The organism is Sphingomonas endolithica, from assembly GCF_025231525.1.
GTDB classification, from domain to species: Bacteria; Pseudomonadota; Alphaproteobacteria; order Sphingomonadales; family Sphingomonadaceae; genus Sphingomonas; species Sphingomonas endolithica.
In genome coordinates this window covers 1,689,959-1,716,943 of sequence record NZ_CP103057.1, presented here as the reverse complement: position 1 = coordinate 1,716,943, position 26,985 = coordinate 1,689,959, and the positions used below count along the sequence as shown (strand labels likewise).

16 protein-coding genes are annotated in these 26,985 nt (G+C 64.6%); 5 read left to right on the top strand and 11 right to left on the bottom strand.

Translation table 11 applies throughout. The annotated features are described in order from the left end of the window. Window positions 1-36: 36 nt before the first annotated feature. Genes NV382_RS08115 through NV382_RS08105 form a run of 3 tightly spaced genes read left to right on the top strand, consistent with a single transcriptional unit; the run spans window position 37 to window position 5,913 of the window. A complete protein-coding gene (locus NV382_RS08115) occupies window positions 37-3,222 on the top strand; it encodes an efflux RND transporter permease subunit (RefSeq protein ID WP_260599999.1) in 3,186 nt (1,061 codons plus the stop codon). Continuing rightward, window positions 3,215-4,369 carry an efflux RND transporter periplasmic adaptor subunit gene (locus NV382_RS08110; protein ID WP_260599998.1) on the top strand — a complete coding sequence of 385 codons (1,155 nt, stop codon included), beginning with the start codon at window positions 3,215-3,217 and terminating at the stop codon, window positions 4,367-4,369. The genes NV382_RS08115 and NV382_RS08110 overlap by 8 nt, the downstream gene beginning before the upstream one ends. Beyond that, window positions 4,369-5,913, top strand: coding sequence for an efflux transporter outer membrane subunit (locus NV382_RS08105; RefSeq protein WP_260599997.1), 1,545 nt, complete (start codon window positions 4,369-4,371; stop codon window positions 5,911-5,913). The genes NV382_RS08110 and NV382_RS08105 overlap by 1 nt, the downstream gene beginning before the upstream one ends. Here NV382_RS08105 and NV382_RS08100 read toward each other — a convergent pair. From NV382_RS08100 to NV382_RS08085, 4 genes are read right to left on the bottom strand one after another with little or no spacing between them, the layout of a single operon-like run. Further along, a complete protein-coding gene (locus tag NV382_RS08100) occupies window positions 5,883-8,894 on the bottom strand; it encodes a discoidin domain-containing protein (RefSeq protein WP_260599996.1) in 3,012 nt (1,003 codons plus the stop codon). The two genes, NV382_RS08105 and NV382_RS08100, sit on opposite strands and share 31 nt — an antisense overlap. Beyond that, on the bottom strand, window positions 8,891-10,285 hold the full coding sequence (locus tag NV382_RS08095; protein WP_260599995.1) for a glucoamylase family protein: 1,395 nt from the start codon (window positions 10,283-10,285) through the stop codon (window positions 8,891-8,893). Before NV382_RS08095 ends, NV382_RS08100 begins: the two co-directional genes overlap by 4 nt. 54 nt (window positions 10,286-10,339) lie before the next feature. After that, on the bottom strand, window positions 10,340-13,321 hold the full coding sequence (locus tag NV382_RS08090) for a TonB-dependent receptor (protein WP_260599994.1): 2,982 nt from the start codon (window positions 13,319-13,321) through the stop codon (window positions 10,340-10,342). Next, window positions 13,318-14,340 carry a LacI family DNA-binding transcriptional regulator gene (locus NV382_RS08085; RefSeq protein WP_260599993.1) on the bottom strand — a complete coding sequence of 341 codons (1,023 nt, stop codon included), beginning with the start codon at window positions 14,338-14,340 and terminating at the stop codon, window positions 13,318-13,320. Before NV382_RS08085 ends, NV382_RS08090 begins: the two co-directional genes overlap by 4 nt. A 149-nt stretch (window positions 14,341-14,489) precedes the next feature. On the opposite strand from NV382_RS08085, the gene NV382_RS08080 reads away from it, so the two are divergent. Beyond that, window positions 14,490-16,778, top strand: coding sequence for a glycoside hydrolase family 3 N-terminal domain-containing protein (locus NV382_RS08080; protein ID WP_260599992.1), 2,289 nt, complete (start codon window positions 14,490-14,492; stop codon window positions 16,776-16,778). On the opposite strand, the gene NV382_RS08075 is transcribed toward NV382_RS08080, so the two are convergent. Next, entirely contained in the window at window positions 16,765-18,018 is a 1,254-nt protein-coding gene (locus tag NV382_RS08075; protein ID WP_260599991.1) for an MFS transporter, read from the bottom strand. The genes NV382_RS08080 and NV382_RS08075 overlap by 14 nt on opposite strands. A gap of 392 nt (window positions 18,019-18,410) precedes the next feature. Here NV382_RS08075 and NV382_RS08070 point away from each other — a divergent pair, with 392 nt between their 5' ends. Continuing rightward, entirely contained in the window at window positions 18,411-19,967 is a 1,557-nt protein-coding gene (locus tag NV382_RS08070; protein ID WP_260599990.1) for a M16 family metallopeptidase, read from the top strand. A 388-nt stretch (window positions 19,968-20,355) separates the two neighbouring features. Here NV382_RS08070 and NV382_RS08065 read toward each other — a convergent pair whose 3' ends face one another. From NV382_RS08065 to NV382_RS08040, 6 genes are all read right to left on the bottom strand, one after another. After that, window positions 20,356-21,402: a hypothetical protein gene (locus NV382_RS08065; RefSeq protein ID WP_260599989.1), complete on the bottom strand. Its 1,047-nt coding sequence runs from the start codon at window positions 21,400-21,402 to the stop codon at window positions 20,356-20,358. A 588-nt stretch (window positions 21,403-21,990) separates the two neighbouring features. Next, entirely contained in the window at window positions 21,991-22,542 is a 552-nt protein-coding gene (locus tag NV382_RS08060) for a 3'-5' exonuclease (RefSeq protein WP_260599988.1), read from the bottom strand. Between the two features lie 192 nt (window positions 22,543-22,734). After that, complete coding sequence (locus NV382_RS08055) at window positions 22,735-23,958, bottom strand: PQQ-dependent sugar dehydrogenase (RefSeq protein WP_260599987.1); 1,224 nt, start codon at window positions 23,956-23,958, stop codon at window positions 22,735-22,737. A 152-nt stretch (window positions 23,959-24,110) separates the two neighbouring features. Beyond that, entirely contained in the window at window positions 24,111-25,775 is a 1,665-nt protein-coding gene (locus tag NV382_RS08050) for a recombinase family protein (RefSeq protein WP_260599986.1), read from the bottom strand. Continuing rightward, window positions 25,772-26,185 carry a DUF2924 domain-containing protein gene (locus NV382_RS08045; RefSeq protein WP_260599985.1) on the bottom strand — a complete coding sequence of 138 codons (414 nt, stop codon included), beginning with the start codon at window positions 26,183-26,185 and terminating at the stop codon, window positions 25,772-25,774. The genes NV382_RS08050 and NV382_RS08045 overlap by 4 nt, the downstream gene beginning before the upstream one ends. A 2-nt stretch (window positions 26,186-26,187) precedes the next feature. Then, complete coding sequence (locus NV382_RS08040; protein WP_260599984.1) at window positions 26,188-26,718, bottom strand: DUF3489 domain-containing protein; 531 nt, start codon at window positions 26,716-26,718, stop codon at window positions 26,188-26,190. Window positions 26,719-26,985 lie beyond the last annotated feature (267 nt).

The following is a 26,985-nucleotide window of genomic DNA, read 5'->3' as shown; positions in this document are numbered from 1 at the left end:
GATGGATAGAGACTCAGTCGCGGCAGGCAGTACCCGATGATCGGCATCGTCAAAATCGCGCTGAAGCGCCCGCTGACCTTCATCGTCATGGCGCTGTTGATCCTGATCGTCGGGGCGATGGCGGCATTGCGCACGCCGGTCGATATCTTCCCCGAGATCAAGGTGCCGGTGATCGCGGTCGCGTGGAATTACAGCGGCTTACCGCCCGAAGACATGAGCGGGCGGATCATTACGCCATACGAGCGTATCCTGACCACGACGGTCAACGATATCGAGCATATCGAGAGCCAATCGATGCCCGGCATCGGCATCGTCAAGATCTACTTCCAGCCCGGCGCCGACATCCGCACCGCGACGGCGCAGGTCACCTCGGTATCGCAGACCGTGTTGCGCCAGATGCCGCCGGGCGTGACGCCGCCGTTGATCCTCAACTACAGCGCCTCGACCGTGCCGATCCTGCAGCTGGCCCTGTCGGGCAAGGGGCTGAGCGAGCAGCAATTCTTCGATCTCGGCGTCAATCAGATCCGCCCGGCGCTGGTGACGGTGGCCGGTGCGGCGATCCCCTATCCCTCTGGCGGACGCCAGCGCCAGGTGCAGATCGATATCGACCCGCAGGCGCTGAACGCCAATGGCCTGTCGGCCCAAGATGTGGCGAACGCGATTGCCGCGCAGAACCAGATCAATCCGGCCGGCTTCGTCAAGATCGGTAGCCTGCAATATAGCGTGAAGCTCAACAACGCGCCGTCGTCGATCGATGCGCTCAACGACATCCCGGTCAAGGTCGTGAACGGCGCGACGATCTACATGCACGATGTCGCGCATGTCCGCGACGGCAGCGGCCCGCAGACCAATGTCGTGCATGTCGATGGTGCGCGGTCGGCGCTGCTCACCGTGCTCAAGAATGGTGCGACCTCGACACTGGCGATCGTGCAGGGGATCAAGGACAAACTGCCTGCGCTGCAGGAGACGCTGCCGGCCAACCTGAAGGTGCTGCCGGTCGGCGACCAGTCGCTGTTCGTGAAGGGGGCGGTGGAGGGCGTGGTCAAGGAGGGGGCACTTGCCGCGATCCTGACCTCGTTAATGATACTGCTGTTCCTCGGCTCGTGGCGCTCGACGGTGATCATCGCGGTGTCGATCCCGCTTGCCGTGCTCTCGGCGGTCGCGGCGCTCGCCGCGTTCGGCCAGACGCTCAACACGATGACGCTGGGGGGGCTGGCGCTGGCGGTCGGCATTCTGGTCGACGATGCGACGGTGACGATCGAGAACATCAACTGGCACCTCGAACAGGGCAAGGGCGTGATCCCCTCGATCCTCGACGGTGCCGCGCAGATCGTCACCCCGGCGTTCGTCTCCCTGCTGTGCATCTGCATCGTGTTCGTGCCCATGTTCTTCCTGCCCGGCGTCGCCGGCTTCCTGTTCGTGCCGATGGCGCTGGCGGTGATCTTCGCGATGATCGCCTCGTTCATCCTGTCGCGCACACTGGTGCCGACGATGGCGATGTATCTGCTCAAGCCCCATGCCGGCGACGTGCACGAAGCCGGCAGCCCGACCTCCCGCAACCCGCTGGTCAAGTTCCAGCGCGGCTTCGAGCATCGCTTCGAGAAGATCCGCACCGGCTATGGCGGGCTGCTCGAGCGCGCGCTGAAAGCGCCCAAGCCGTACGCGATCGGCTTCATGGTCAGCGTGTTGCTCAGCTTCCTGCTGACCCCGTTCCTCGGGCGCAATTTCTTCCCCTCGGTCGATTCGGGCCAGATCGCGATGCATGTACGCGCGCCGGTCGGCTCGCGGATCGAGAATACGTCGGCCGAATTCCAACGGATCGAAGCCAAGATCAAGGCGCTGCTCCCCGAGGGAGAGATCACGTCGGTCACCGACAATATCGGCCTGCCGGTCAGCAGCATCAACACGGTGTACAACAATTCGGGCACGATCGGCCCGCAGGATGGCGATATCCTGATCACCCTCGGTAAGGAACATGCGCCGACCGCAGAGCATGTCGCTCTGTTGCGTCGCGAACTGCCGCGCGCCTTCCCGGCCGACAGCTTCGCCTTCCTGCCGGCCGACATCACCAGCCAGATCCTCAATTTCGGTGCCCCGGCGCCGATCGACATCCAGGTCGGCGGGCGCGATGCCAAGGCCAATGCCGCTTATGCTGCTCGGATCCTGCGCGAGTTGAAGGCGATCCGCGGGCTCGCCGATGCGCGCATCCAGCAATCGGCCTCGTACCCGCAGCTATCGGTCAACGTCGATCGCTCGCGCATCGGGCAATACAATCTCACTGAACGCGACGTGACCAACAGCCTCGCAACGACGCTGGCCGGCACCTCGCAGACCGCACCAGTGTTCTTCCTCAATCCCGAAAACGGCGTGTCATACCCGGTGGTCGGACAGACGCCGGAGCACCAGATCGGCTCGATCAGCGATCTTTCCAATGTGCCGATTTCGGCGGCGGCCGGCGGCCCATCGCAGGTGCTCGGTGGGCTGGCGACGATCGACCGCTCGAATGCCGCCGCGGTCGTCAGCCATTACAACATCCAGCCGGTGGTCGATATCTACGCCACGCCGCAGGGCCGGGATCTGGGCGCGGTCGCCGGCGACATCGAAGCGGTGCTCAAGAAGCTCGACAAGGACAAGCCCAAGGGCGTCACCGTCGAGCTGCGCGGCCAGTTCGCGACGATGAACACCGCCTTCTCTGGCCTCGGCTTCGGCCTGCTTGGCGCGATCGTGCTGATCTATCTGCTGATCGTGGTGAACTTCCAGAGCTGGCTCGATCCGTTCGTGATCATCACCGCGCTGCCCGCGGCAATCGCCGGGATCGTCTGGACCTTGTTCGTCACCAGCACGACCTTGTCGGTGCCGGCGCTGACCGGCGCGATCATGTGCATGGGCGTCGCCACCGCCAACTCGATCCTCGTCGTCAGTTTTGCGCGTGAACGGCTCGCCGAGCTGGGCAATTCGTACGAGGCCGCCCTGGAGGCCGGGATGGTCCGCTTCCGCCCGGTGCTGATGACCGCGCTGGCGATGATCATCGGCATGCTGCCGATGGCGCTGGGCCTCGGCGAAGGCGGCGAGCAGAACGCGCCACTCGGGCGCGCCGTGATCGGCGGCCTGCTCTGCGCGACGATCGCCACTTTGATGTTTGTCCCCGTCATCTTCAGCTTCGCGCACCGCAAGGGCGTTAAGGCACTGACGGCCAAGGAACTGGAACTCGCCCATGTCTGATCAACAACCCCGTTCGCTACGCACGATCGGCATCGGCGCCGGCGTCGTGGCGCTCGCCGTGGTCGCGGTCGGCATCGGCGCGCGCGTCAGCGCCGACCACAAGCTGGAGACGGTCGCGCGCGAGGATGCGTTGCCCACCGTCCTCGTCATCACCCCGGCGACCAGCGGCGCGGGGCAGGGGCTGACGCTGCCCGGCAATATCCAGGCCTATAACAGCGCCGCGGTCTATGCCCGCGCCAACGGCTATGTCCGCCGCTGGCTGGTCGATATCGGCGATCATGTCGCCGCCGGTCAGACGCTGGCGATCATCGATGCGCCGGAAGTCGACCAACAGCTGGCGCAGGCGCAGGCCGATTTCCAGACCGCCGCCGCCAATCAGGCGCTGGCGCGCACCACCGCGGTGCGCTGGGACGCATTGCTCGCGCGCGACGCCGTGTCGAAGCAGGAAGCGGACGAGAAGCGCGGCGCGCTTGCCGCCAATACCGCGCTGACCAACGCGCAATCGGCCAATGTCCGCCGGCTGCGCGCGCTGAAGGGCTTCACCCGCATCACCGCGCCGTTCGCCGGCGTGGTGACCAGCCGCTCGGCGCAGATCGGCGCGCTGATCGTCGCCGGCAATGCCGCGTCGCAGCCGCTGTTCACGGTGTCGGACATGCGCCGGCTGCGCATCTTCGTGCGCGTGCCGCAGGGCAGCTCTGGCCAGATCCATTCGGGCATGCAGGCCAAGCTTACGGTGCCCGAATTCCCCGGGCGCGAATTCACCGCGACTCTGACGCGCTCGGCCGGCGCGGTCGATCCGGCCTCGGGCAGTGTGCTCGTCCAACTCGATGCCGACAATCAGGATGGCGCGCTCAAGCCCGGCGGCTATGCCCAGGTCCGCTTCCCGCTCGCCGCTGCCACCGGCATCACCTTGCCCGCCAGCGCGGTGATGGTGCGCGAGAGCGGCACGGTGGTGGCGATCGTCGACGCGCAGAACCGCGTGCACATCCGCCCCGTGACGATCAGCCGCGACGAAGGCGCGGTGGTGCAGATCGGCGCCGGCCTGACTGGCCGCGAGCGCGTCGTCGACACGCCGCCCGATGCGATCGCCGAGGGCGATCGGGTCCGCGTGCAAAAGGCCGCACCACAGCCCAAGGCGGCCAGCTGATGCGCCGTGCGTTGCGGCGCCTGGCGCCGACGGTGTCGATCCTGGCCGTCTCGGCCTGCACGATGGCGCCGGACTATCACGTGCCGGTCACACCGAGCGCGCCGGCGTACAAGGAAGTCCCCGGCTGGACTGCCGCCACCCCGCTCGATGGGCAACCGCGCGGCGCGTGGTGGCAGGGGTTCGGCGATCCCGTGCTGGGCGAGCTCGAATCGCGCGCCGAAGCCGCGAGCCCGACGATCGCCGCGGCAGTCGCGCGGTACGACCAGGCGGTCGCGCTGGCCGATCGCGCCGGCGCGGAACGGCTGCCCGAAGTGTCGGTCGGGCCGTCACTGTCGCGCGAACGCCTCTCCGCCGGCCGACCGCTCGGCAGCAGCAGCGCGACCTATACCGCGCGCACGCTCGGCGGGTCGGTCGATTGGGAAGTCGATTTGTGGGGCCGGCTGCGCGACGAGGCACGCGCCGGTCGCGCCGAGGCGGCGGCGAGCGACGCCGATCTTGCCTCGGCGCGGCTCAGCCTGCACGCCAGCATCGCCGACAGCTATTTCCGCCTGCGCGGGCTTGATGCCGAAGCCGAATTGCTGCGCCAGACGATCGCCGCCTACGCCCGCGCGTTCGAGCTGACCGATATCCGCCACAGCGGCGGAATCGCCTCGGGGCTCGACACCAATCGTGCGCAGAGCCAATTGTCCGACGCCAAGGCGCAGCTCGCGACGATCGCGCTCGACCGCGCCACGACCGAGCATGAACTCGCGGTGCTGGTCGGCGAGACGCCGTCGAGCTTCACGCTCGCCCCGGCGACGCCGACGATCCAGCCGTTCGCGGTGTCGGCGGGCATCCCGTCCGAGTTGCTCCAGCGCCGCCCCGACATCGCCGCCGCCGAACGCCGCGTCGCCGCCGCCAACCAGCGCATCGGCGTCGCCAAGGCGGCGCAGTTCCCGCAGCTCACGCTCGGCCTGTCCGGCGGCTATCAGAGTACCAGCGGGAGCATCGTCTCCGCTGCCAACAGCTTCTGGGCGCTCGGGCCCTTGGCGTTGCTCGCGCCGATCTTCGACGGCGGTCGCCGCAGCGCCGATATCCGGCGTTCGCGCGCGATCTTCGAGGAGACCGCAGCGGATTATCGTCGCATCGTTCTGGAAGCATTCCGCGACGTAGAGGACGGCCTTGCCGCGGCTAACCACCTGGCCGATGCCGAACGCGAACAGGACGCCGCCGCTGCCGCTGCCGGCCGCACCGGCGATCTCGCGCTGATCCGCTACCGCGACGGCGCATCCGATTATCTCGAGGTCGTCGTTGCGCAAACAGTCGCTTTGGATGCCCAGCGCGCAGCGCTTCGCCTTCATACTCAGCGATTACAGGCATCGGTAGCGCTTGTCCGCGCGATCGGCGGGGGCGGTAACGCGCAAACCGGTGCGGTGATTACGGCTTCGCCAGACCTAATGCACCGGTCCTTAGTGGCATCGCGCAGGCACCCGCGCATCGTATACCCCTCCGAAAGCGCAGGTGGTTTCCAGGTTCATCGCCGAGGCTGCCAGTCAAGGTGGTGAACGCCGGCCGGCAGGTGCAACTGCCGAGCAGTCGGTAAGCGCCGACCGTCGATTGTGGCCGCTCCCGGCCTGCCGGGGAAGGGCCATTCGATAACGTATCCGCCGGGTGGACGCGCATCTCCCGAAAGATCGACACGCAGTGCGCCGCGTTCGTTGCGAAAAGCGACGTCCACGATGCCGTAAGGCGTGCGTAATCCGCTGATCTTTGCGCCAGCCCCTTTTAGCCATGCAGCGTCCAGCCCGCCGCCAAGCACGATCGCCTCGTCACCGACACGAACATAGGCGAACATGTCCAGCGCGGCGCGGATGAAGTCCGATGCCACCCAGGCGTGCGGCATGTCACCGATGAAGCGGATCTCGCGCGGATCGCGGCCGACCACCTCCGCCCAGCCGTTCCACGCCGCCGGGCGTCGATCCGCCATATAGGCGGCGAGCAGATCGTTGGCGCGATCACGCTGGCCGAGCCGAACCAGAGCCGAGACATTGCGCAATTCGTATGGTGTGTAGTCGGCCCAGGAGGAGCCGGCTGAACCACGTGCCATGACGCGATCATATTGCTTGGCAAAGGTCTTGGCGAGCAATCGAGGATCAAGCCTGGTGACTTCGTCCGCGGGGTCGAGCGCCATGGTCGTCGAGGTAGCGTCGAAGTCCCCCAGGCTTGCGGCACCCGGAATGAAGTCGATCTTGAAGCGCTTCGTGGCAGCGGCGATGGCCGCGTGGATGTCGGCCGCGAATTCGTCGCGTTGCGCTTCAATGATGTTGCGTTCCGGCTTGTCGAGGACGCCAGCCGCATAGGCCGCATCCTTGTAGCCGGTCAGCGCCCAGAAATCGTCCCACAGGCTGTACTGTGCTTCCGATGAATAGCCCTCATGGCTGATCGAGGGCGGCATCAAACCGTAGAGGTGGCGCCGCTCGGGAGTAAGGTTGGCGTCGGTCCGCTCCGATTGGCGTTGTCCCTCCATATAGCGCCGCGCGCCGTCCAGCCCCTGCCAGTCGCGCGCCAGCGCAGCACGGTCGCTGGTATAGCGGTAGAGCTGGGTGACGAGGTGGATATACTCGCCCTGGCTGTCATTCTCCGGCACGGGATCGGGGCCGCGCGCATCGACGCAGCATGGCACCTTGCCATTGTCGAACAGCTTGGTGGCGTACCAATCGGCAAAGGCGCGCACCGGGCCGGCCTGGCCGAGCCGGAGCAGCGTATCCCCCATCATCGCCCCATCGCGGATCCAACTGCGGTCGTACGAACGGGTGCCGGGCTTCAGCGCCGGTCCTTCACGGCTCATCAGGATATGGGCGAGCGCGGTCTTGAGCGTGTCGGCGACCGCCTGCTTGGCAGGTGGCGCGGTGATCGTCACTGTCCCCAGCATACGCCGCCAATAGGCTGCCGTATCACGCTCGGCCGTTTCGAAGGCTGGAAGCTCGAGCGATCGATCGCCGCCAATGGTGATCGGCACGTCCAGCGTTTCACCTGGGGCGAGCGTCGCTTCCCAGTCGAGCGTGGCCGAGGCAAGTTGGGCAGGATCGTCGACGATGCTCGCCCCGCTGGCGCCGGGTATGAGGGCGCCTTGATCGAACGGCCGGGCGGTGACGCTCGTCGGGGATCGCGTCGGCAACAGGATACGTGTTACCGCCGGATCGCCGGCGATCGCTGGCGGGGTCGTCACCGCAAGGCGTCCGCTTTTCCAGGCGATGCGCGAGATCGGGCTGACGCCCCCTTGCTGGCTGAGGAACTGCGCCGCCGGATTGACCTGAAATGGCCGCACCGCAAGCGCAAGCCGCAAGGTGCGCGGTCGGTCGCCCGTGTTGGTCAGTCGCCAGCGCGCGAGCAGGTGCGGCGTCCCTTGGTCGGCGGTCAGGGTGGTGTCGAGCGTCCATCCGGCGCCGTACCAGCGCACCTTTGGCATCGGCAGATAGCCGTCCTGGAGCGACTGTTTCGCGGCCACATCGGCCCAGGAGAACCGACGCCCATCGACGACGACGAACGGCTCGATCGAGAAGCCACCTTTGGCCACTTCGATCGCGCCATCCTCGCCGATCAGGCCGGAGACGCCGCCACCATCACGCCCGACCAAGGTCCAATAGGATTGCTCGGTGAAACCGCGTGGATAACTGCCGCGCGGTGCGGTCTTGGCCAGCGCGGCGATCATCGCGTTGGGGGTGGCGCCCCATTCCGGCGGCATCACCGCGATGCTGGCCAGATCGGGCCGGCCGGCGGTGGTCAGGCGGAGAAAACGTGTCTCGCTGCTAGGCAGGGCAAGTGGATCATCTCCGCCATCGCCGTGCGTGACGGAACGGATCGTGCGCCACTGTCGGGCATCGTCGGACGCCTCGATGGTATAGCGCGCGGGGAAACGCGATCCCCAACGTAGGGTCAGACCGCCGATTTCGCGGCTTCCGCCAAAGTCGATCGTCAACGGCCGGACGAGTGTTCGCCGAGCGTCCAGCGGGCGAGCGTCGCTGAGGCGGGGTGCGGGTAGCGGCCGAGTTGCGGGCAGGGCCATGAAGACCGGCTCGCTGACCTCGAGATGGCCCGCACCCCCATCCCGGCCGCGCACCACCACGATCTCCATCGCGGCGCTTTGGCGCAGCGTCTTGTCGCTGGTCGGGCCCCACGCGAAGGCGACATCACGGGGGCGGATCTCGATCGTCTGCCAGTCCGCCGAAGGCCGGAAGTTGCGGCGCTGCACCCACCACACGTTCTTGCCGGCGGCGTCGGTGAACTTTATCTGCAGGTCGTTGACGCCGCCGCTGCCGCGCACCTTTAGCCGCAGCACGAAGTTGGCCGGCCAGTCGCGGGGCAGTTCGCGCCGCGCCACGGCATAGCCGGAGACTGCAGCGAAGTCATAGTCGAGCCGGAACCCGCCAGCATTGGCCGCCACGTGCGACGTGACGCCGTCCGACGCCGAGCCGGACCATGCCGGCACTTGCGCCGGCGTCTGCGTCACCAACGCCGTTGCCAGCGCAACGACCAGCTGCATCATGCCAGCCAGCCGCCGGTGAAGCCGGCACGCTGCAACCCGCGGCGGATATGCGGGTTACGCCGCATCGTCCGCCAGATCATGCCGGAGCGATGATTCTCGATGCCCCCGACGATCGGTCCCTGATCGATGCCGAGATAATCGCCATCGACCCAGCCGATCCCAGGCACGACCTTGCCGTGCTTAAGCGGCGTAGCGGGATCGGTCAGCGTCGGGTTGAACGAGTCGAGAAAGCCGTATTTCTGGTAGATGCCGCGTCCATACCGCCGGTGCATCGCGGCCACCGTCGGCACGACGATGTCGGGTGCGAAGGCGATCGATCCCAACGCCGCGGTCGGAGCGAGCGTGCCGTCGTCGCGATCGCCGGGGCCACGCGCGGAATAGGAGAAGAACTCTCGTTGGCGGCCGCCCGTCGCCAGCGTGAAGTCACCGGGGCCGTCGCACGCGGTCAGCCCCCAGCATTCGGCGTCGTAGCCACGCCAGCCGCCGTTGTTCTCGATCGCATAGGCGCGCTGCGCATAGGTCGCGCGGCGACTATTCTCGAAATAATCGATTTGCTTGGCGGCTATATAGCTGTCGCGGATGCCGCGAAAATCGATCCACAGATGGCTGTATTGGTGCCCGAACAATGGCGCGAAATGCAGGTGCGGCTGCCCGCCTCGCGTCGTCCAGCTCGGCTCGAACCGGGCCGACCAGGCCTGCCACGTGCCCTCGGGCAAGGCGTGCGTCGGCGATCCCAGCGCCAGGATGTAGAGCAGCATGCCCTCGTTGTAGATGTCCCAGTCCGATCGAATGAAGCCGGTTTCCGGGTGCCAGCCCATCGACAAGAAAGGCGCTTTGCGAACCGCAAAGGTCCAGTCGACCGCGCGGTAGATCCGCTCCGCCAGCGCGCGGATAGCGACCTCGTGGGGGTGGTCGCTGTCATACCAGCTCTGCGCGAACAGGATGCCCGCGAGCAGCAAGGCGGTGTCGATGGTGGAGAGCTCGGTGCGGCCAAAACGCCGGCCGGTCTTCGCGTCGAGGAAATGATAGAAGAAGCCCTTGTGCCCGCTCGTGCCGCTGGCTTCGGGCCCCTGCGGCGCCTCGGCAAAGAAGCGCAGCGTTGCCAGCGTGCGCGCGCGCGCCGCTGCGCGGGTGACCCAGCCATGCTCCACGCCGATCGGATAGGCGGTCAGCGCAAAACCGACCGCCGCGATCGAGGCGAATGATGGCGTCGGCCAGCGATCCGGCGCCAGGCCGGTGTTGGGATTGGTCGTCTCCCAGAAGAAGCGGAAGCTGCGCTGCTGCGCATCATCGATCAGCCGGTCGGCGGCGGATGAATGTGCAGCAAGCGGTGCAGCAACGGCCGCGGCGGCGATGCCCGCCGTTTCAAGAAATTGGCGTCTATCCATCAAGGCACATGCAACCAGAAAATGCCGGAGCGCCGCGCGCTCCGGCAGAATGAAGGACTAGAAGCGATAACCGACGCGGAACTGCACCCGCCGTGGCAGGGTTAGAAGGTCACGCCCGATCTCGGCAGGATCCAACGTGTCTACGACCCGACCGGTCGCTGGATTGATCTGGTTGTTGAAGAAATCGTCGAAGCCCGAAAAGTTTTTGTTGTTGAACGCGTTTAGCAGATCAACCGCCACCTCAGCCTCGCCGCCTAAGACGCGGACGGTGTTTTTCAGCGTTAGGTTCACCTCGCAGAACGCGAGAATTCCGCCAATGCAGTTCTTGCCCGGATAGCGTGCGCTGAACTCATTTTGCCCCGAGGTGGCACCGTTAGTGCCGTCGGTGACACGAAATGCCTGTCCACTGCCGAACGTGCTGAGGGTGGAGAACTGGAAACCGGCCGGAAGATCGACGATGCCGGAGAGCACCAAACGGTGACGCTCGTCGCCGTTACGCGGACGCCATCCGTACTGATCTGGGGTGGGCGCATCGAGACTGAACAGGTCACCACCGTTTTGCTCACCCTTAGATAGGGTATAGGCAACATTGACTCCCCAGCCGCTGGTCCGGGTGTATGGCTTGTCGATCGTCACGAAGAGCGCCTTGTAGCGCGTGTCGAGGCCATCGAAGCCGATCAGCGCGTTGGCATAGCCGAAGGGAGCGAGAGGTGTCGTATCACAACACGGCCCTTGGCCTCCATTACGTCGAGTGGCGAACAGGTTGGTGTAGCCATTGCGGCCGCGCTGGTACGATCCGGTGATCGACAGCTGGACCGGGCCAAGCTGCTGCCGTGCACCAAGGCTGACCTGATCATTGACAGGTGGGCGTGCATCGTTCTTGACCGCGAACAGTTCCGGCTGCCCGCTGGTGGAGCTAGCGCGTAGCGCCTGCAAACCTTCGCGTGTCAGGTAGCTCGGGTCCCAAACCGTTGTGGCTAAGCCATTTCGGGGCTGGCCATCACGTGAGAAGCGGAACACGCCTATCGGGTTGATCGTGCGCGAAACCTCGTCGATCGTGTTGTTGAAGTTGTTGCGATCGTAATAGCGCCCAAATCCACCGAAGATGACGGTCTGCTCGTCATCATTGATGTCGAACGAAAAACCAACCCGCGGCGCGAAAGCACCGGCGAACGGCTTCCGGTTTTTGCCCGTGCTGATATAATCCTCGGGATCAAAATAGGCAGTGCGCGGCAGCGCGCGTAGCGCCGCAGCGGCGTTAGAGTTGGTCACGAAATCGTTATTGTTACCGTTCGTCTCGTAGTCCCAGCGCAGCCCAAGGTTTAACTGCAGCTTGTCGGTTACGTCCCAATCGTCTTGGATGTAGACGCCAAGTTGAGTGTTCGACCCGCGCACGGTCCCATTACCGAGCCCCAGCCGAGCTTCCGCCGGGAAGGTGAAGTCGGTGTCGTTGGCCGGGTTTGCTGCCTGATCTCCGCTTTCGACCGTGTCGATACGGAACGTGTAGCCCGGCTGGAGGAAGGAGAAGTTGGAGAACTCGATATCGGTGAGCTCAACCCGAGCACCAACCTTAATCGCGTGATTGTCTAATCCGGTGTAGGTAAAATCGTCGCGCAGCGTATAGCTCTGCTGCAACTCGCGCCGCGTCGAATCTCGGCCGCCGAACTGGATTACGGTATCGTAGTTGAAGCTCGGGCTGTCAGGGTTCTGCGACGTAGGGTTGAAGAGGTAATTCAGGTAGTTGATATTGACTTCATTGATGAAATTGTCGCCACGGTAGTTCCACTTGGCGAGATATGTATCAACCGTGTTCAACTTGTTCTCGGCAAACTCGAAAGCAGTGTTGCCACCAAACCCTTGTACATCGCTCTCCTCGCGGCGGCTGTAAGACAGGTCGAACGTCTGGCGCTCGTCCGGTGTGAAGGTCAGCTTACCAAAGTAGAAGTCGCCCCGGAATGGGCTTACGAAGTTGCCTTCAAACTCGCTTAAACGACGTCCAGAAGCGGCTTCGAACGCCCTGATATTGTCAGCGGTACCGCTGGAGTCGACTATGAATGCGCGATCCTGATCGTTGCCTTCATAGGTCGCAAAGAAGAACAGCTTGTCCTTGATGATTGGGCCACCCAGCGAGACGCCGTATTGCTTGCGCTCAAACGCCGGCTTGTCGCGACCGTTCCGGCGATCGAGAAAGCTGCGCTCGGTGACTTTGCGATCAGTGTACTGGCCGAACGCCTCCCCATGAAACTCATTGGTGCCGGATTTCGTGATGGCAGTGATGATGGCCGAACCCGCCTGTTCGTACTCGGCCTTGTAGTTCTGCGTCAGAACGCGGAATTCCTGCACCGCCAATTGCCCGAACGGATTGCCGCGGCTGTTCTGCTGGCCCGCGATGCCACCCTCGCGCAGCTTGTTCTTCAGGCTTACGCCATCGATGAACACGTTAACCTGGCTGGCAGTGGATGCGCCAGACTGGATCCCCTTGTCGGTTTCGCTGTCATTGTAACGCACGCCAGGCGCTAGCGCGGCGAAGCTCAGAAAGTTGCGATCGGTCTGCGGCAGGATGCGGATCTGCTGCTGCGACACGTTGGTGGCGATCTCGCTGGTCTTCGTTTCCACCAGACGATTAGCGGTCACAACGATATCATCGCCAGCACCACCACTCGTCGAAGCATCAGCGGGAGCAGCGGCAGCGTCGGCTGTTCCCAAAACCAAGTTGAGCGTCAATGCCTGGCCTATCGAGACCACCACTTCCTGGCTGGCAGTGCGGCCATCCGTCGAAGTGGCGGTGACCGTATACTGCGCGGGACGAAGCCCGTTCAGCGTGAAATTGCCCGCCGCGTCCGTCTCTGCACGCAGCGTTTGGTTGGTCCCCGCATTTACCGCGGTCACGGCGACGCCAGCGATGCCCGCGCCGCTCGCATCGCGGACCTGGCCGCGCGCGGACGCGGTGGTCGTTTGCGCGGACGCGGGCATGACGGCGATGGCGCCGGATGCCAGCATCGTAGCGCCAGCGAGCGCGAGTTTAAATTTCCTGATCATGATGATAATTCCCCTGCGTTGCGCCCCTTGTTGAGGCTTTCGGTTGTTTCTCGGATGACGAGCGTCGGCGTGATCGGCTCGATCGTGCGATCGGTGATCCCATCGACAAGGTGGGCAAGTCGGGCGACGGCGCGCGCACCAAAGGCGGCGGTATCGATCCGCATCGTCGTCAGCGACGGCGAGATGAGGCCCGCGAGCGGGATGTCGTCGAACCCTGCCACCGCGACCTGATCGGGCACGGCGACGCCGGCACGCTTCAGCGTCATCAGCGCACCCATCGCCATCATGTCGTTCGCGGCAAAGATCGCATCGACCTGTTGCAGGTCGCGGAGCAACTCGGTGGCAGCAGCAACACCCGTCTCTTGACGGAAATCGCCGGGCATGATCCTGACCTCGATTCCGGCCCGCGTGGCGGCCATTTCCACGCCGCGACGTCGCTCGCGCGCATCGAGATTGGAGTCGGGGCCGGCAATGTGCACAATGCGTCCGCGGCCGATCGATACGAGATGGTCGATCATGGCGATCGCGCCAGCCTGATTGTCGAGGCGCAGGGCGGCGTGATCGCCGTCATCCGGGCCACAATTGAGGAGCATGGTGGGCAGGCCGGCGGGAAGATGCGCAACCAGCACATCCTGCGGTATGTGCGGCGCCATCAGTACGATGCCATCGACGCGCCCGCGCATCGTCGCGAGCACATCGATACCTCGGCCCGGCCGGTCATGCATCACGGTGAGCAGCAATTGCAGCCCGCGCGACGATGCCTCCCAATCGATCCCCCGCAACAGTTCGGAAAAGAACTCACCGTGCAGATCGGGCAGAACCACGCCGATCGCGCCCGATCGCGCCAGGCTGAGATGACGCGCTCCCGCATGCGGGACATAGCCTAGCCGAGCCGCCACTCCCTGCACGCGAAGCTTCAGCGCCGGGCGGACATTCTCATGGCCGTTGAGCACGCGCGAGACCGTCGCCACCGACACCGCGGCTTCGCGGGCGACGTCTCGGATCGTGGCATGCGGCATCTTTTCTCGTCATCCTCTTTAGCGGCGCACCCTTGCGCCGTCCGCTTCCCGCAGATCATTTTTCTTGATGTAACCGGTTACAGGATCATACAACGCCATTCAATAGTTTGTTGAGCGCTGCCACGACGCTCGCCAAAGGGAGAGATTCGATGGACAACCAGCGCATATCCAGACGTGCGATCCTCATGGGCGCCGGTGCCATGGCGACCTGGGCAGCCTCGCCGGCGCGCGCCTTGCTCGCGGAGGTCGCTCAGGGCGCATTGCCCGCCGCTGTCGAGCGGCTGCTGGCGTCGATGACCCCTGAGGAGAAGGCAGGCCAACTGACGCTGATGGCGGCGGCCTGGGCCGGCGGCGCCGCGACCGCGCTCAACCCGGCCGGCGCGACCGCCAGCTTCGAAGGGCAATTGGCGGAGGTGCGCGCAGGACGGCTGACCGGCGTGTTCAACGGCAATGGCGTGGCGATGGCTCGGCAGATGCAGACGGTGGCCATGCGCCAGGCACGGCTGAAGATCCCCCTTTTGTTCGCCGCGGACGTCATTCACGGCTTTCGCACCGTCTTCCCAGTCCCGCTGGCTGAAGCCGGCAGCTTCGATCTCGATCTCGCCCGCCGCACCGCGCGAGCGGCGGGGGCAGAGGCCGCCGCCGCCGGGATCGATTGGACCTTCGCGCCGATGGTCGACATTGCGCGTGACCAGCGCTGGGGACGCGGCGTCGAAGGGGCCGGGGAGGACGTTCTATTGGGCCGCATGATGGCCGATGCGCGCGTCCGCGGGTTTCAGGGGACGAAGGGGCTGGCGGCGCCCGATGCTGTGGCCGCCTGCGCCAAGCATTTCGCCGCTTACGGCGCGGGCGAAGCGGGGCTCGACTATAACAGCGTCGACGTCTCGGAGCGCACGCTCCGCGAAGTCTATTTTCCGCCGTTCCAGGCTGCGCTGGCTGCCGGTGTGCCGACGGTGATGGCCTCGTTCAACGAGATCGCCGGTGTTCCCGCGACCGCCAACGAATGGCTGCTGCGCCAAGTGCTGCACGACGAGTGGAAGTTCGAAGGCCTGGTGGTATCCGATTATACCGGCGACGAGGAGCTGATCGCTCACGGCTTCGCCGCCGATGCGCGCGACGCGACGCGGCTCGCCTTCCTCGCCGGCGTCGACATGAGCATGCAGTCGGGCTTCTATATCAAGCATCTGCCCGATCTGGTCGCCAAGGGCGAGGTGCCGTTGGTACGGCTCGATCAGGCAGTACGGCGTGTGCTCGCGCTGAAGGTGGTGCTCGGCCTGTTCGACGATCCGTTCCGCCGCATCGATGCGCGACGCGAGAAGACGCAGGTGCGCACCAAGGCCAATCTGGCACTCGCGCGCGAGGCCGGCGCCAAGTCGATCGTGCTGCTCAAGAATGACGGCGACCTGCTGCCACTGCCGCGCTCGGGCAAGCGCATCGTGCTGATCGGCCCGTTTGCGCAGGGCAAGCATGATCTGATCGGCCCGTGGAACGTCTATGGCACCGACGCCGAAGCGGTCGATCTGCTGACCGGCGTGCGGCAGGCGGTGAAGGATGCCGCTTCGGTCACTGCAGTCGACGGATCGGGGATCGACGAGGCGCTGCCCGGTGGGATCGACGCGGCGGTGGCCGCGGCGCGCTCGGCCGACGTCGTGGTGCTGGCGATCGGCGAAAGCCAGCGCATGTCGGGCGAGGCGCAGAGCCGCAGCGATATCGTCGTGCCCGCCGCGCAACAGGCGTTGGTCGCTGCGGTCGTCGCCGCCGGCAAGCCGGTGGTCGTATTGCTGTCCACCGGGCGCGGCCTGGCGCTGTCGGGCGCGGTGCTCGATGCCCCGGCGATCCTGGTGACGTGGTTCCTCGGATCGGAGGCAGGCCGGTCGATCGCCGACGTCCTGTTCGGCATCGAAGCGCCATCAGCACGGCTGCCAGTCAGCTTCCCCCATGCCACTGGCCAGCAGCCTTATCACTATGCGCACAAGAGCACCGGCCGTCCCAACGGCGCTGGCGCACTCGCGGAATACAAGGCGCATTACCGTGAGTTCGCCAACGACGCGCTGTTTTCATTCGGCCATGGCCTGACCTATGGCCGGATCGCCTATAGCGCCCTCGACCTTGGGGGCAAAACGCTGTCCCCAGACGGTACGCTGACGGTGTCCGCGACCGTGACCAACAGCGGCGTGCATGCAGCGGACGAGGTCGTCCAGCTCTACGTGCAGGATGTCACCGCGAGCATCACCCGCCCGGTGCGCGAACTCAAGGCGTTCCGCCGCATCGCGCTGAAGCCCGGCGAAGCCAAGGTGGTGACGTTCACCTTGCGCCGCGCCGATCTGCTCTTCATCGGTCGCGATCTGCGCCCCACCGTCGAGCCGGGCCGCTTCCGGATGTGGATAGCTCCATCGGCGCAGGCGGAGGGCGTGGCCGGCGAGTTTACGCTGGCCTGATTTCGCGCGGCGTATGGCCGCGCCGCGGGTGCGCGAGCATCGCCGCAATCGAGATCGCGATCAGTGCCGCCGGGCCCCCGAGCATCAACCAGCGGATCGTCGCCGACACGGCCGGCGCTTGCGTTGCCCCGGCGACGAACCCGCTCGCGCCATAGACCGCGCCGAGCGTAAGGCCGCTGAGCGCGAGCGCGATCTTCTGCACGAAGGCGAATGCGCCGAACGCCAGCGCCTCGACACGAACGCCGCCCCGCGCTTCGCCCCAATCGACTGTGTCCGGCAACAGCGCCCAGGCGGCAAGGTTGAACCCGGCAAACGCCGTGCTGAGCACAACCAGTAAGGCAAGCGTTCCCATCGTTCCGTCGATCGGCAGCCAGGCAAAGATGCAAAGCCCGGCCAGACCCACCACCGCCGCTGCCAGCCATGCGACGCGCGCGCCGATGCGCGTCGCCAGCATCGTCCACAGCGGCAGGACGAGCGCACTTGCCACCCCCATTGCCGCCAGCGCATGCGGCCCGCCGTCAGAATAGGCCATCACGTAGCGATAATAATAAGGCACCGACTGCCCGATCAAGGCCGCCGCCGCCCCGCCCGCCGCGGCCGCTATATTCAGCGTAACGAAAGCGCGGTTACGCAGCAGCGCCGCGATCTGGCTGCCCAACGACGACGGGACAGCCCTGAGGAGCAGCCGTCGCGGTTCAGGGACCTTGATCGCGACGATCAGCATCAGCGGCACACCGAGCAGTGCCAGAATGGCCGCCGCATGTGCATAGCCGTACACCGACGCGAGCGCCGGCAGACCCAACGCTACCAGAGCGGCGGCCGCCGCGCCGAACATCATGCGCAACCCGGTAAGCGCGGTGCGGACCGCGGGCTCCGCGCTTAATCTCGTGGTCCACGCAGAATACGGAATGTTGGTAAAGGCATAGAGCGTGCGGAACAGTATCTGCGCCAGCAGGATCCACCCGGCGGCTTCCGACGGCAACGCGAACATCACGATGAAGGCCAGGCCGAGTGGCAGCGCCCCCCAGCCGATCAGTTGCCGATATGAGGCCCGTGTCCGCTCCGCCAACGCACCGGCAGCAAGGTCGGCAATGGCATCCCACAGCGTGCCGAGCATGAACACCAGGCCCGCCGTCGCCGGCGGTAGGCCCAGCACGTCGATATAGAAAAACAGCAGATACAGACTGATGCTCTGCCAATAAAGATTGAAGGCGAAGTCGCCGGATGCAAACAAGACCATAGACGCGCTCACGCTGAAGCGTGGTCGGGCGGGTTTCAACTGAGCATCTCTATTCCTGAATTAGGGTCCATCCGCTTGGCCGTCTCACGGTGAGGCCCCGCCTGCCGGGCATTAGACAACATCGCCGATAGTGACGAGTGCAACCTTGTTTCAGCACGCGGCAACGGCAAAGCTGCCTGATCGCTCGAGCAGCAGGAGGCGACTGAAGACGGCACTCCGGCGGCTGAATCGCGCCAATCGGCAACAGCTTTGGCAAAGTGAGGACGCGCTTTGGTTACCTTCGGGATCGTTGTTGGGGGTGACGGATTGCGGTCGTTAGACGTCTGTCACCTTCCTGCCTCAAACACATTGCACCACCACATGTAGGCAGTTGGTAGAGGATCATACCTTCGATGAAGAAATATGCCCGAGTGTCGGCACGTTTGATGTCCATCCCCTTGTTCGTCCTATCCCTGTCGGGACTTCCCGCCGAAAAAGTAGTCGCTTCGGACGGCATCACTTCGGACCCAGCAAAGCCGACGCTGTCCGGGAACGATTGGGGCAGACTTGTGACCGGCAGCCTTAAAAATGGCGTGCGGTTCGCAATCTTGTCGCGGCGAGGCAATGAGCCTGGCGTCGGGTTGCTCATGCGCAATGAAGGAGGCTTCATCGCCGAGCGCCGACCAGGCGAGCGCGGCCTGGCGCATCTCATCGAGCACGTCGTGTTCCACAGCCCAACGGTCGGCTCGCCGGAAGATCTCGACCATCTGAAGCGCGTCGGCATGCCACTGACCTTCCCAGCGCCAAACGCCGGTTCTACTTCGTGGCGGGAGACAAACTACTACCTTTCGACCAGAACCACGGCCTTGGGTGATCTCGACGCGCTGCTGAGCCTCTTTAGAGAGGCGGCCGCAGGAATGACCTTGCGTACCGATGCAGTCGACACCTCACGAGGCGAGGTCACGCGGGAAATGGCCGACAAAAAGTTCGGTAACGACATTTACGCCAACTACATCGGCGCAATCGCGCCAGGTTCGCCCAACGACATGATTGATGCGCAGAACTCGGATGATGTGCCGAGCGCAGGCATCGATACCGTTCGAGCTCTGTACGAACGCCTGTACCGCCCCGAAAACATGATGATCGTTGTTGTCGGCAACGTGAAAGTCGATGAGGTGAAGGCGCTGATCGAGAAGCGTTTCGGAGATTGGAAGCGTACGAGGACTACGTCTCACCGAGCACCGACGCCGATGTTTCAACGTGATCGCATCCGCCCGATCAGCTTCTCCGCACTTGCACAAGGGCGCAGAACGGCGTTGCTGACCGTTGTCATGCCAACGCGTATATCATCCTCGTCGCGTGCTCAGCAAGCGCAGGCGGAGCTTATGGACCTGCTCGTCACGCGGGTGATCAACGACCGGCTCGCTGCTCTCCAGCCCACTCCGCCCGGCAAGGTGGGAATGTTCATCGAGAATGGCGAGCAGGGTCATCGGCAGATTATGCTCTGGGATAATTTTAACGCTGATCTCTGGGCACCTGCGGTCGCGCGGTTGCGGCAAACGACTTGCGAACTTGCCAGAGCCGGCTTCACGACGGGGGAATGGGCGATGGCCAAGCGGAACCTTATCGCTGATCTGGAGCATCGCGCAGCGGAGATGCCGAGGGCTGCGAATGTAGACCTTGCGAAAGACCTGTCCCACGCGCTTGCTGATGGCCGGCACCTCATCCCGTCCGATGAGCTGCTCCGCTACGCGCGGATCAGGCTGCCTCGAATGGATACACGATCGGGAAGCAAGTGGTGGAGCCGACAATGGGGTAGTGGCGTCGAGCACCTACGGGTCGAAGGACCTGAACTAGCCAAGGTGGCAGACCCGGTGTCTGCGATCCGGCAGGCGGCAAATGGAGCATCCGGTGCTTCTCCCTGTCGGATGGCTTCGCCGGCCCTCTCAGACCAGATGCGGCGCTCATAAAATGCACCGGGTAGGGAGATCGGCATGCCCCGTCCCACATGCTGAGCAGCGTTATTCTTTAATTTAATGCATCGCTCGAGGTGGCACAGTTGACGACAAGGCGGCAGCACTGAGCAATGTCGGCAACCGCCACCAACTTTCGCGCAAGCCGCCCGGCTGCTCTCCGCCCCCACATTGCCGTTCCTGACGACTCAGCCGTGCCTAAAAGCTACCATTCAGGCGACATGAACAAGTGGCAGATTTTGGGAAGCGCAAAGGGCTGCCAGAATGTCTGCAAGTGGGTCGACCATGTCAGGACTGCCTGAGGCATGAAAGCCCGAGATACGGCTGCGCCGCAGATTTCAGGCCGGTGACGGCTTGCCCCCTACCGCAGGTGCTATGAGCTTTGTTACCCGCTCGTCAGTGGCAGGAAATATTGCGTCAGCAGGTCTGTACAGGTCATGTTGGGTAAGGCCGGTGCGATCGCCGACGTCGCTCCGAGCGGACGGGTGAGCCGTCTGAGTTCCTCGGCGATCGTCTCCTTGGCAGGACCCGGCTCTCGGTAGAGAGAGCCAATGATCTTTGTTGCTCGGGCGTCCATGTCGGGCGCGAGTAGGCGCATATTCTGGCGGTGAAAGCCGAAGCCGAGGAACACCAGGTGCTCGGCCTCCTGAACAGCCCTCCGCATCGCCGTCAGCTCGTCGCCATCAGCCAACTGCTCCGTGAAGGTGCGGAGTTGTGGAGCGATCAGTTCGAGCTGGTCGCGCGCCACCCAGCCGTAGGGTATGCCGCCATCGGCACCGAGGTCCCAGGACAAGCGGCCGACCTGCCCGTAGGGGTGAAAGATGCGCACCCGCTGGGCGATCGCCACCGCATCGGCATGGTCCAGGCCGTAGGCGGCGACTAGCAGCGTCGGCAGGAAAGCTTCGATCGAGCGATCGTAGTTGAAGTTGATGATCGTCAGCTGGTCAAAGATACCCTCGACTCGGCTCTTCCGGATATCGGTCGTGAGCATCTGGCCGAAGGGTAGAAGCCACGTGTCCCTCAAATGCTGCAAGTCGAACAGTCCCGGCTGCTCAAATACTTCCGAGAGCTTGCTTTCGGCCTCGGCGGTTAACAGCCGGTAAGCGATGGCAAGCTTGCCGGCGACTTCAACAAGCGGATCGTCGTCGTTCTGATCGATGACATTATCGATTGAGTGCGCGATGTCCGCGGCGGACCGGACCCGCGCTGCGGCGTCGTAGAAGGGGTCCAATGGTTTGAGAGCCGACTGGCTCGTTGATCTGGCGTAAGCGAGCCCGATGTCGAGCGCAGCGCTGGAGCCATTCACGCGATCGAACTGGCTGCCGAACTGGAGCAGTTCCGAGATGTCACGTAGGAGCCCCGGACCTGTCGGAAAGTTGAGCTCGGCGCTAGCGCCAGCACCGATCACAAGCGTGGTTGGAACACGGATCATCGACGCCTCCGGAGTAAGGTCGATCTCGGATCAGCGGCCTTCTTCATGACCATCCCTTCGGTCAGCTAAATTCGCTACGAAAGCGGAAGAACCCATCCGTCCGGTTCGCAAACGGCCGAACGGAAACGGCTCCCCGAACATGAACGAGTGGCTGAAAGTGGGGAAGCGCAAACAGCTCGCGAATGGCCGGTTGTGGGTCTTAATGGCCGCCCTCTACCCAAGGCACGCCTGCCTCGCGTAAGGTGTCAGCGAGGGCAGCCTCGAGTTCGAGCGACTCCCACTGCTGCATAGGGTTGAGGTGAGCAACGAGATCCGGCAGCAGGTGGATGCCAAACCTTCTGACCGCACCGCTCGCCTTGTACCCCAGCTTGTGCTGATCGAACCGCCAGTCCGGGTCGCGGGATGTCTGGCCTACATACAAGCCCCAGCGTTCCGGGAACGCCGGGTCATGTAGCAGTACCACATAGACGGAATGCTTCGCTCGGCTCGCGCCGACAGTCGTCGCGCGCAGAAAGCTGGCGGCTCGCTTTGCCGCTGCTATCCAAGTGACAGCCGTCAACTGGGTTGACGGAGGACGGGCAGGACGGCTCACGCGAGATCCAGGACCAGCGCGCGAGCAGCCTGTCTGGCGCGAAGCCAGGTCTCGTGTTCGCCGATCGCGTCAGCAAGCGCTCGGTGCGCCGGTTGTTCGTCCTTCGCGACACTGGCGTTCGCAACAATGGCATGTACCTCGATATCCAGTCGGCCGGCGGGAATAACTGGTCGGAGGATCTCGACTACGCTTTCCCTCAGCGCCTCATCGGTGTCGCGGACCCGTAGGAGGTGGCGAGGTAGCCCTGCACTTCGCAACAGGACGCTCAGCCATTTCCCGTCCCACGACGGAGCGCTGGCGAACAGGTCATGCCCTGTCAGCGCTTCCACCATCCGTCTCGCAACCTCGTCGTGTGGCTTGCCTTCGGCCTTGAGCGTGGCGCGGCTGATGCCATGGATGGCTTCTGACGCATCGTCCCAGTCGTCCCACCCTGGCGCCGGGGCGATCAGGTGGTGCTCCGAGCGCCCGTTCTGAAACACCCAGGCGACCTCGATAGGGTGGCTGCGGTTCGACAGGGACGATGCTTCGAAATCGAGGAATGCCTTCATCCCAACAGGTTGGCGCATTTCGGCCCGCTCGCCAAGGAGCCGGGCATGCCCCCAATCGCCCCCTGATACGCGGCAGCTTTAGCGTTCCGCCCATCTGGATTTAGCGCGGTCGAGACATGTCCTGAGCGTCCACAAAGGGTCAAACGCGTCATCAGCCCATACCCAGATTTAGTGCGCCTGGACGCTGCTCTTTCAACCACCCCGCTTCGACGTAAGCCGCAGCAAGCGGCCGTCAGATCCATCCTCAAGGATCCAGAGCGCGCCGTCCGGTCCAGCCATGACGGCGCGGATGCGCGTGCCCATGTCCCACCGTTCCGCCTCGCGCGGAACCGCGCCGTCGAACTCGATGCGGATGAGTGCTGTTGACGCCAGGCCCCCGACAAAGGCGGAGTTGCGCCATTGTGGGAACATGTTGCCGCTATAGAAGGCGAGACCAGCCGGAGCGATGATGGGGTTCCAGTACAGCGCCGGCTGCTGAAAGCTGGCATTGCCAGCGGGCGATGCGATCGCCGTATCGTCGTAATTCTTCCCGTATGACACGACCGGCCAGCCATAGTTCTTGCCCGGTTCAATGAGGTTCAACTCGTCGCCGCCCTGCGGCCCCATCTCAGTCTCCCAAAGCCGCCCTTGAGGATCGAAGGCCAAGCCATAGGAATTGCGGTGACCGGTCGTCCACGTCTCCGCGGGTGTGAGGTTCGGGGCGGGGATGGTAGCCTTGCGCACCACGGCGGTCGCGGCTGCGCCGGTATTCTCCGGCGGATCGATGACGCCAATGGTGGTTGCACCCACCTTGCCAGCGCCCGGATTGCCGGGAGCGGGTTTGCCGTCGAGCGTCAGCCGCAGGATCTTGCCCAGCGCCTGGTCGGGGTCCTGAGCCGGGGTGAAACGCTGCCGCTCGCCGGAGGTCAGGAAAAGATAGCGGCCATCCGGCGAGAAGGCGATGTACCCGCCGAACTGCCCGCCTTTGCCGCGGGGGAGTTGCCGCCAGATAACGTGTAGGTCCTTCAGGGCTGGCTGTGCGCCGCTGGTGTCGAGCGTCGCGCGGGCGAGCGCCAGACCGTCTCCGCCCTCGCCGGGTTCGGAGTAGGTAAGGTAGATTTGCCGGTTCTGCGCGAAGGTCGGCGACGTCGCGACGAAGAGCAGTCCGCCCTGGTCTTCGAAATGGACGCGCGGTAGCCCGCTTATGGCCGTCTTGGCGCCAGCCGCGGTCACCAGCCACAACCGGCCGGGCTTTTCAGTCACCAGCATCCTCTGGTCCGGCAGGAAGGCAAGCGCCCACGGCATATCGAATGTCGCCACCGGTTCGGTCTTGAACGGCTTGGCGGAAGCAGGCTTCGATGCCCCGTAGTTCACCGGAGGCTTGGCCGCCTCGGACGGCTGCGCGCGCTCAGGCGCGCCGCAACCGGTCAGCAGCAAAATCGTGGTCAGGCTGATCGAAGTGTGACGAAGCACGGAGTACCTTTCGAGGAGATAAGGTCATCCTGCCCCAAGGCCGGTCGGCATACCAGCGGCTCCGTCATGATGTATCCACCATGCGCCCGCCGTGGTCAGCATCAGTCCCGGGATGATCACTGTAAAGTGACTCCCCACGTCTCCTGCTGCTCTGACCAGCGGGTCGGCAGGTCTGCCGTGAGCGCCAGCCGTTTGGCATCAAGCTCGGCACGCTGTCGCCCGGCGAGAATGTCATCGACGATCGCTGGCGACAGGAACGCCAGCCGCGTCACCCGCGTGACGTAGGATTTCACGACTCCCTCGGCTTCGGCGAGTTCCCGCACTGTAATGTCGCCCTGCCGCAGCCGCGCCCACCATCTGTGCGCCTTGACCAGCAGCTTGATGATGGAAGCGTCGGGCGGCGTGGCGGCCACGGCGCGGCCGTCATTCTGTATGAGCCGAAGCGTGCGACCAGTGCGTGTTATGCGCACCGGCAGGGTCAGCGTGAACGTCGCATCCTTCGGGCCCGCCCAGAGCGTCGCCAGCTGTTCTGCCACAGCGCTGCTGCTCATGGTGATGTCGGTGGCGTGGGCTCCGACCATCACCTTCGTCACGAGGCTGCGCATCATGGTGGTACTGCGCTGGCGCATCGTGGCAGCGGCAACACCGGCGGCCGCAAAGATGCGCTGCAGGTCGGCCGCTGCGATCGACATGCCGGCGCGCGCGATAAGATCGAGCGGGTCATCAAACGCAGCGGCGATACTCTCGACCACCGCGTTCTCGATCTCGCGCGCGCGCAAGCGGATGCTCTTGGCGGGGTCACCATCCTGACGTGCCCGGCTGACATAATAGCGATAGCGCACCTTGCCCTTGCAGGCATGCGCCGCAACCAGGGGTTCACCCGCCTCGTCGACGATCAGGCCGGCCAGCAGGCTGGTCGTCGCAATGTTGGTGGCACGACGCTCTCCAGGTACGTTGCCGTCGAGCCTCGCCTGCACGGCGTCCCATGTGGCACGATCGATGATCGGCTGATGCTGTCCCTTGTAGCGCACCTCCCGGTGCGCGATCTCACCGATATAGATCGGGCTCTTCAGGATCGAGTAGATCTGCCCGCGGCAGAACGCGATGCCACCATAGGCCCGCCCGCCTGACGTGTGGCGGACTGGCGCCAGGATGCGCTCGGCCGCCAGCTGCTCGACCACCAGCCGGACATTGCCCGTATTGAGGTAACGCCGGTATATCTCCCGCACGATCTCGGCATGCGGCTCGACGATCGCCAAAGTGCGCCCGTCAGGCCGGTAGCCAAGTGGCGGGACGCCACCCATCCACATGCCCTTTGCCTTTGAGGCCGCGATCTTGTCGCGGATGCGCTCGGCAGTCACCTCGCGTTCGAACTGCGCAAACGAGAGCAGTATGTTGAGCGTCAGGCGCCCCATGCTGGTGGTCGTGTTGAACGACTGAGTGATCGAGACGAACGATACGCCAGCCTTGTCGAACACCTCGACCAGCTTGGCAAAGTCGAGCAGCGAGCGGGTCAGCCGATCGACCTTGTAGACAACGATGATGTCGACACGACCAGCGGCAATGTCGGCCAGCAGGCGCTGCAGGGCAGGGCGCTCCAGCGATCCGCCGGACAGGCCGCCATCGTCATAGATATCGGGCAGGGCACTCCAGCCTTCGCTTGCCTGGCTCAGCACGTAGGCGGCACAGGCCTCACGCTGCGCGTCGAGCGAGTTGAACGCCTGCTCCAGCCCTTCCTCGCTCGACTTGCGGGTATAGATCGCACAGCGCACCCGGTTCATGCCGCCAGCCTCTTCTTCAGCCCGAAGAAGGCTGGACCCGACCAGCGCGTCCCGGTGATCTCGCGGGCGACCTCCGATAGCGAGTTCCAGTTACGATCGTTCCAGCGGATCACGCCATCCTCGCCGATCGTCACGACATGCGCCGTGCCGTTCCACTCGCGAATCAACCGCGAGCCTTGTGCCGCTGGGCGGGTGTCGGTTCGAGCCGCTGCCAGCTGCGCCAGCCGCTGCTGCGTGGACCGCGACAGACCACCCAGCGCTGTCACCTGCATCTCATAGCCAAGCGCCAGTCGCAGAAAGCTTGCGCTGATGCGGGGTGCAAGCGTGCCGGTGACCGCCTTCCAGCGGTCCTGCAGCTGCGCTGAGGACATGGTCGCCAGCGCTGCCAGATCATCATCGAGCTTTGCCATGATCAGGCACCGACGACGATGGTGTAGCAGGTCACGTCGCCGCGCTTGCCCTTGGCAATGGCATGGCCCTTCTTGCGCAGGCCGGTCAGTGCCGCTCGGGTGGTGTGCGGGAGCCAGCCGGTCGCCTCGACCATCTCGATCAGGATGGCGCCTTGCTCGCGCTGCAGCAGCGCGATGACCGCCGCGCTCTTCGAGCCTGTGCGCGGCGCATCGGTGCTGAGGGGCTCGACTAGCTCGACAGCCGGTGTCGTACTCTCCCCGCCATTGTTGCTGACGCCGATAGCTGCACGGCCAGCATCGTTGACAACCAGCGCGAACCGCTCGTCGCCATCGGTGCGCCACACGGGACCGGTAGTCAGGCCGACCACCTCATCAACCAGCCTGTGCTTCAGGAGGGCGGGGAGTGCTTTCGCGACGCGCTCCAGCTGATCGGAGATGGTCGCCGCCACGGGAAGTACGTTGCCATCGTCCCGCTGTGCCGCCGTGGACAGCAGGATGAGGTGCAAGTCGTCGAGTTTGAAGATGCGTGCCATGAGTGGCTCCTGTGATCGGAGCAGCACCGCGCTGCTCCCACCACTCACAGCCCCGCCGGTCGGACCCGGTCGGGGCAGCGGCCGGAGTCTTCCGGCGGCGTTTACAGGCACCACCAATGCTCGCCTTGCAGCGGAAGTCGAATGGTATCTGCTCGAGCATTGGAAACGTCTGTTACGTGCCCAGACCAAACGTACAGCCTGATGTCAGCTGTTCTGGACAGCTGCCGATCATTCAGCCCGGCTCTGTCAGAGCAAATGCACCAATCG